The organism is Zoogloea oryzae, from assembly GCF_030161255.1.
Lineage (GTDB): Bacteria > Pseudomonadota > Gammaproteobacteria > Burkholderiales > Rhodocyclaceae > Zoogloea > Zoogloea oryzae.
The window spans coordinates 1-6,395 of record NZ_BSPX01000124.1; the positions used below are offsets into that span (position 1 = coordinate 1).

Annotated in this window: 7 protein-coding genes; 1 reads left to right on the forward strand and 6 read right to left on the reverse strand. The window is 70.1% G+C overall.

Annotated features, from left to right (window positions below):
* Positions 1–616 (forward strand): hypothetical protein (locus QQK25_RS21760; protein WP_284189841.1); only part of this gene is annotated, 616 nt, incomplete at its 5' end.
* A gap of 3 nt (positions 617–619) precedes the next feature.
* Here QQK25_RS21760 and QQK25_RS21765 read toward each other — a convergent pair.
* The 6 genes from QQK25_RS21765 to QQK25_RS21790 form a co-directional block, all read right to left on the reverse strand.
* Positions 620–1,450 carry an alpha/beta fold hydrolase gene (locus tag QQK25_RS21765; protein WP_284189842.1) on the reverse strand — a complete coding sequence of 277 codons (831 nt, stop codon included), beginning with the start codon at positions 1,448–1,450 and terminating at the stop codon, positions 620–622.
* A 183-nt stretch (positions 1,451–1,633) separates the two neighbouring features.
* Positions 1,634–3,493, reverse strand: coding sequence for a multicopper oxidase family protein (locus tag QQK25_RS21770; RefSeq protein ID WP_284189843.1), 1,860 nt, complete (start codon positions 3,491–3,493; stop codon positions 1,634–1,636).
* 344 nt (positions 3,494–3,837) lie between these two features.
* Positions 3,838–4,479 carry a PEP-CTERM sorting domain-containing protein gene (locus QQK25_RS21775; RefSeq protein WP_284189844.1) on the reverse strand — a complete coding sequence of 214 codons (642 nt, stop codon included), beginning with the start codon at positions 4,477–4,479 and terminating at the stop codon, positions 3,838–3,840.
* Between the two features lie 181 nt (positions 4,480–4,660).
* Positions 4,661–5,212, reverse strand: coding sequence for an alpha-ribazole phosphatase family protein (gene cobC / locus QQK25_RS21780; protein ID WP_284189845.1), 552 nt, complete (start codon positions 5,210–5,212; stop codon positions 4,661–4,663).
* Positions 5,197–5,967, reverse strand: coding sequence for an adenosylcobinamide-GDP ribazoletransferase (locus QQK25_RS21785; RefSeq protein ID WP_284189846.1), 771 nt, complete (start codon positions 5,965–5,967; stop codon positions 5,197–5,199). Before QQK25_RS21785 ends, cobC begins: the two co-directional genes overlap by 16 nt.
* Before the next feature lie 11 nt (positions 5,968–5,978).
* On the reverse strand, positions 5,979–6,395 hold a 417-nt coding region (locus tag QQK25_RS21790), incomplete at its 5' end, for a nicotinate-nucleotide--dimethylbenzimidazole phosphoribosyltransferase (protein ID WP_284189847.1).

Below are 6,395 nucleotides of genomic sequence, written 5' to 3' on the forward strand. Positions count from 1 at the left end.
TGCCGCCAACGCGGCCTACACCGCCTTCGCCGCCGAACGCCGCGGCGCCCGCCGGCTCGACCTGGCGCCCGGCGCCCCGCTACCGGCGCTTGCCAAGGATGACGCGCTGCTGCTGTGGCTGACCCCGGCGCAGCTCAAGGCCTTTGCCGCGCATCCGCCGAAGCTGCCGGCCGGCGTGCCGGTGCTGGTGTCGGCGACCATCGGCGAGCTGGACAAGGCCTCGGACCCGGGGGCGATTCGTACCATTTCCAGCAACAATCTGCGGGTGATTTATCCGTTTGATGAGCCGAATCAGCGCCTGGCGCGGATGGTCTTCAACCTGGGCGGGTGGATGAGCGGCCAGGGGCTGACCTTGGCGCGGGAGACCGAGCGGACCCAGGGCAACACCTGGTCGGCGTGTCTTGTCACCGCGCGAGCGCTGTACACCCTGCCCAGCCCGCCGTCCCGCGCGGCGCTGATCGAGCGGGTGGAGGATGCCTACGCCGGCGCGGTGAGCACGGCCTTCCCGCGCTTCACGCTGGGGCCGGGCCAGCACTACGGCTCGAAGGGCGGCTACCTGATGAAGGTGGGCGCCGACGGCAAGCTGGTGCCGGACGGCGACTGGTTGGTGCCCTGAACCTCAGCCCGCGACGAAATCCAGCACGTCGCGCACGAAGCGCTCCTTCTCCCACAGGTGCGGGGCGTGGTCCACGTCCGGGTAGATGTGCAGGCGCGCATCCGGGATGTGGTCGCGCACGTAGGCGGCGGTGGCGGCCGAGTAGAAGTTGCTCGCGCCGCCATACACCAGCAGCGCCGGCACGCTGATGGTGGGCAGCACGTCCCGGTAGTCGGCGGCGGTGAGGCTCTTCCAGCAGTCGATCAGCGCGCGGGCGTCGAAGCTCGCCAGGCGCTGGCGGGCTGACTGGATGCCGGGGCCGTTCTCTTCGTACAGCTGGCGCGCCCGGGCGTTGTGGCCGTGGGCGACGAGGCGTAGCACGGCCTCGGCGAAGTCGGTTTCCAGGTCGTCGATGAAGGCGGCGTTGCGCGCCGCGTCGAAATCCCCGCAGATGCCGTTGGGCCAGCCGGCGTCGGTGACGAGCTTGGGCGACTGGTCGATGAAGATCAGCTTCGCCAGCCGGCTGTCGCCGAAATCCCGCAGGTATTGCCACAGGGTGAGCGCGCCCATCGAGTGCCCGGCGACGATCACCTGATCGAGCTGGTGGTGGTCGAGGAGGTTCTGCAGATCCCGCGCCATGCGCGCCACCGTGGGCACGCTGGCGGTTTCCAGGTGGTGGCCGCCGTGGCCGCGGGCGTCCCAGCGGAACACCCGGTGGGCGGGCTCGAAGGCGGCGAGGAAGGGGTTCCAGTCCCGGTGGGATGAAGTCCAGCCGTGCAGCAGCACCATCGGCGGGCCTTCGCCGGAAATCTTCACGTGGATCTTTTCGCCGTCGTCGGCCAGGAAGTGGGTCATCGTGCGCTCTCTCTCGGATCGTGGCTGACGCTTGGCCCGGCGCGAAAAAAAGCCGCCCGGCCCGGAGGGCGGACGGCGACGGGCGGCGGACCGGGCGCGGCGTCGGTGGGCGGATTCTGCCCGAATTTTTCCGACGCTTCCGCACCCTGGCCGGAGCGGGGCTGCTCCGGCCGGTCCGGTCGCTCAGGCGACGACGAAGCGCCGCATCATCTCGTGGTCTTCGTGGGACAGGATGTGGCAGTGCCACACGTACTCGCCCGGCCGGGTGAAGGTGGCGACGATGCGCGTCACCTGGCCCGGGTAGGCCAGCACCGTGTCCTTGCGGCCCTGCTCGTTGGGCAGCGCCGGAGCGCGGGCGCCGGAGAGGGCGATCCGGGTGAGATAGCCGCCGGTGGCGCCGAAGCCCATGGGCTTGGGCACCAGGGTGCCGGTGAAGCCCTGTCGGTCGAGGACGCGGAAGTTGGTGAGGTGAAGGTGGATCGGGTGGGCGTCCACCGTGGTGTTGTAGATCTCCCAGATCTCGGTGCTGCCCACCGCGATGTTCTCGGTGACCGGATCGGTGTACAGGAAGGTGCCGAAGCCGGGGCCGGCCGGGTTGCCGGCGGCCGGATTGACGGTGCCGAGCATGGTCTGCAGGCGGCCGTAGGCGTCGGTGCCTTCAAACAGCATGAGCTTGCGCACCTTGACGCCGGTGGTGACGGGCGTGGGCAGCGGGCCGTGCACCGGGCGCAGGTTGGTCGGGATTGCGGCGCCGGTGAGCAGCGACAGGCTCCACCCGAAGAAGCCCAGCGGCTTGGTGACGCTGAAGGCCATCACCCGGTCGGTGGTGCCGGCCACCGGCGGCAGGCCGTTGGGGAAGGGCGTGTTGGCGCTGTTCCTGACGATGACCTTGCCGTGCCACCACCAGATGATCCGCGAGAAATCCACCAGCACGTCGGCCCGCTCGCCAGGGGCGAGGGTGAGGCTGGTGAGGGGCACCGGGCTGTTCATTAGGCCCAGGTCGGTGCCGATCTGCCAGAAGGTGAGCTTGGTGCCCTGGAAGTTCTCGAGCACGAAGCTGAGGGTGAACACGCGGGAATCCGAGCCGTTGAGCAGGCGCAGGCGGTACAGGCGCGGCTCGCAGTCGAAGCGCGGCCAGGGCACGCCGTTGGCGACCACCACGTCACCGAAGAACTCCGGCAGATGCGTGGGGTTGGGCGCCGACGGGTTCGCCGGGTCGGTGGCCGGGTAGTTGAGCGCACCGGTGTTCTTGAACTGGCGGTCCTGGATGCAGATCGGCAGCTCGTAGGGGTAGGCCGGCAGCTGGCCGCACTGGACGAGGTAGTCCTCGTTCTTGTCGCGGATGAAGTAGTTGCCGGCGAGGCCCATGTACACGTTGAGACGGGTCACGCCCAGCGCGTGGTCGTGGTACCAGAGGTGGCCGGCTTCCTGGCTGTTGTCGAAGGTGTAGCTGGCGCTGAACAGGCGGCCCCGGTAGTCGGGCATGCCGTTCAGGTTCACGTCGGGGGTGGCCCAGGCGTCCGGCAGGCCGTCGGAGAGCGTGCCCTGGTCGCCGCCGTGGCGGTGGGCGACCAGCGGCACCGGGGCGCGTCCGCCCAGGTTGCCGGGGTTGGCCCAGTCGATGGTGGTGTCCACCGGCAGGCGGTGGGGCAGCGGGCCGGCGCTGTTCATCAGCTCGTTCACGTAGCGCACGGTGACGGGCACGTTCTGGCGCAGGTTGAAGGTGCGGCCGGGGTAGCTCGGCGCCTGGGTGGTGGAGCCGTAGCCCCACAGGGTCGTCTTGACGGCCTTGCCGGTGGCCGGATTGACGAGGCCCAGGTTGGCCTGGAATTCCTTGATCTTCAGGGTGTAGCTGGTGCCCCCGGCGACATCCGGCGCAAACAGGTTGGCCGGGTCGAGCGGGTTGGGCATCGCCGCGGTGAACTGCTTGCTGCGGAGGGACGACAGCAGCGTCGCCGTGGTCTGGGCAAAGCTGAATGGCGAGACGAGCGACGCGAGCAAGCCCGCCCCACCCGCCTTGAGGAACGTACGGCGTTTTTCCATGGTGAAATCCCCTTGAGTTTTGCAGGCCCGTCGGCCTGAACTCCTGGGAGGCTTCGGCGGGCGTCAGGGCTATTCCCTGCAAAACGAGTATCTCGCCAAATTCGATTTTCAGATGTCAAAAACATCAGAAACTCGTTGCATGAAATGATTGCTTACAAATTCTGGGGGTTTCTTGTGCTTTCAGGCAGCGGAGGGCGGGTTTTTGCCCGAAATGGGCGCTGGCAGGAGATCTTCGGCGCCAGGGCGAGGCGGCGCAGGGGTGCCGCCGGGCCGGATGAACCGGTTGCCGGCGGCGGGGGGTTACCGTGGGGATGTCCGGACCAGGGGTGATCCGGGGCGCGGTGTCAGCGGCGGCGCAGCCGGGCCAGCGCGCCGATGCCGGCGAGGGCCAGGAGCGCGCTGCCGGGTTCGGGGACGCTGCCTGCCGGGGTGAGGCCGGAATCGGTGCTGAGGACGAGGTGGTCGAACATCGGCGTGAGGCTGCCGTCGATGGCGATCCGGGTGATGTCGGCGTCGCCCGTTTCGGCGCGGACGATCACGTAGGTGGCGCGGCCGCTGGAGTCGCCCCGATAGCCGGCCACCGAGGACAGATCAAGGGGCGCGAGGTTGTTGATGGTGATCGTCTGGCCGCCGCCGTCGTTGTCGGAGATGCCGATCCCGAACAGGCGGATGCCCGGCAGGCTGATGGTGAACACCGGATAGCCCGAGACCGTGGTGGTGATGCCGTCCCAGGCGTGGTTGGGCAGGTCGCGGCCGTCGATGGCGAGGGACGAGGTGAGGCCGGCCACCAGCGTGGCGTCTTCGAAATCCTCGACCGCGGTGAGGGCGGCGAGGCCCAGCGCGGCGTTGAGGGCGGCGGTGTCGGTGGTGTGGATCGACGCGTCGTAGGCTGACAGCACGTAGGCCTGGGCGGCGCCGGCGAGGCCCAGGGTGGCGGCGATGGCGACGGCCGCCTGCCGCAGGGTGCGGCGGTGGGAGCGGGGCATGGGTTCTTCCTTGAGATCGTTGCTTGGCCGGGGCCGCGCCTTCTGCGGGCGATCGGGCACCGGGGGGCTCCGTTGGGAAGAATGGTCTGTGCGGGACATGCCATTCGGGCCGGATGGTAGCATCCGGCATAATTCGAAAGGCATGCTTGGGTGCGGCGCGCTGCCCGTTGCGGGCAATGCGCTAGCGGTTGAACCAGCGCAGCACGGTGCCCCAGTCGTGGAGATCGAGCCGGGTGACTTCGCCGCAGGCAAAGTCGAGGGTGAGCCAGCGCTCGGGCGGCAGGCCGAGCAGTTCGCCGGCCAGCGCCCGGAGCGGCCCGCCGTGGGCGACGACCACCGCCGCGGTGGGTGCCTCGGCGCGGAGTTCGGCGAGAAAATCCAGTGCCCGACCGGCCATCCGGCGCGGCGATTCGCCGCCGGGCGGGGCGAAATCGAGCGGTTCGGCCACCCACGCGTCGAGGGCGGCCTGGCCGATGTCGTCGTAGCTGCGGCCTTCCCAGTCGCCGAAGTGGATTTCCTTCAGGCGCGGGTCGAGGCGCGGCGTGCCGAGGGCTTCGGCGAGCAGGCGGGCGCGGGCCAGGGGGCTGGCGAAGAGGGCGTAATCGGCCGGTAGCAGCGGGCGCAGGCGCTCGGCCACCACGTCGGCGGATTCGGCGAGGCCCAGGTCGGTCTGGCCGTAGCAGACCCCCGGCGCCACGGCGGGCCGGGGGTGGCGGATCAGGTAAAGCTCCACGTGGCGAGGATTCCCAGGTAGATCGCGAGTTCGGCCACCTGCTGGGCGGCGCCCAGGCAGTCGCCGGTGTAGCCGCCGAGCCGACGCACGAAGACGCGCCGGGCCTGGATGCCGACCACCGCGCACACCGCCAGCACGGCCAGCGCCTCGCGGGGGTTGAGCAGCAGCAGCGGCAGCACGCCGGCCAGGGTGGCGATGCCCAGCTCGGCGGCGGTCGGGCGGCGGGCCACCGGGGCGGATTTGGAGGTGTCGTCCGGCCGGGCGTAGTCGAGGGTGGCCATCAGCCCCACCGCCACCAGCCGCGATAGGGGATGGGCCACCAGCAGGGCGGCGATCACCGGGTAGTCTTCGTCGGCGCCCAGGTTGGTGAGGGCGAGGTATTTGGCGAGGAGCATCAGCACCAGGCCGATGGTGCCGTAGCTGCCGATCCGCGAGTCCTTCATGATCGCCAGCACCTGCTCGCGGTTCCAGCCGCCGCCGAGGCCGTCGCAGGCGTCGGCCCAGCCATCTTCGTGGAAGGCGCCGGTGATGCGGATGGTGGCGGCCATCGCCAGCACCACCGCGATATCCACCGGCAGCACCTGCACCGCCAGCAGATACACCGCCACGCCCGCCAGCCCTACCAGCCAGCCCACCAGCGGCAGGTAGCGCGCCGCGTGGCCGAGCTTTTCGGGGGCGAAGCCGACCCAGCCCGGCACCGGCAGCCGGGTGAAGAAGCCGATGGCGATGAAGAAGAGTTCGAGCTGGGTGCGCATCCGGGGCGGGATCAGGCTTTGCCGGCCACGCCGGCGGATTCGAAGCTGGCCATCTCGTTGAGGAAATTCACCGCCGCCTGCACCAGCGGATACACCAGCGCCGCGCCGGTGCCTTCGCCCAGGCGCAGGTCGAGCTGCACCAGCGGTTCGGCGCCCAGGTGGGCCAGCTGCACCACGTGGCCGGCCTCGTGGGAGCGGTGGGCGAACACGCAGTAATCGAGGATCTCCGGCGCGATGGCGTGGGCCACCAGCAGCGCGCTGGTGACGATGAAGCCGTCGATCAGCAGCACCATCTTTGCCTCGGCGGCGCCGAGCATGGCGCCGGCCATCATGGCGATCTCGAAGCCGCCGTACTCGGCCAGCGCGGCGAGCGGGTCGGTGGGCCGGCCACCGCGGGCGACGGCGCGGGCCAGCAGGCCGCGCTTGCG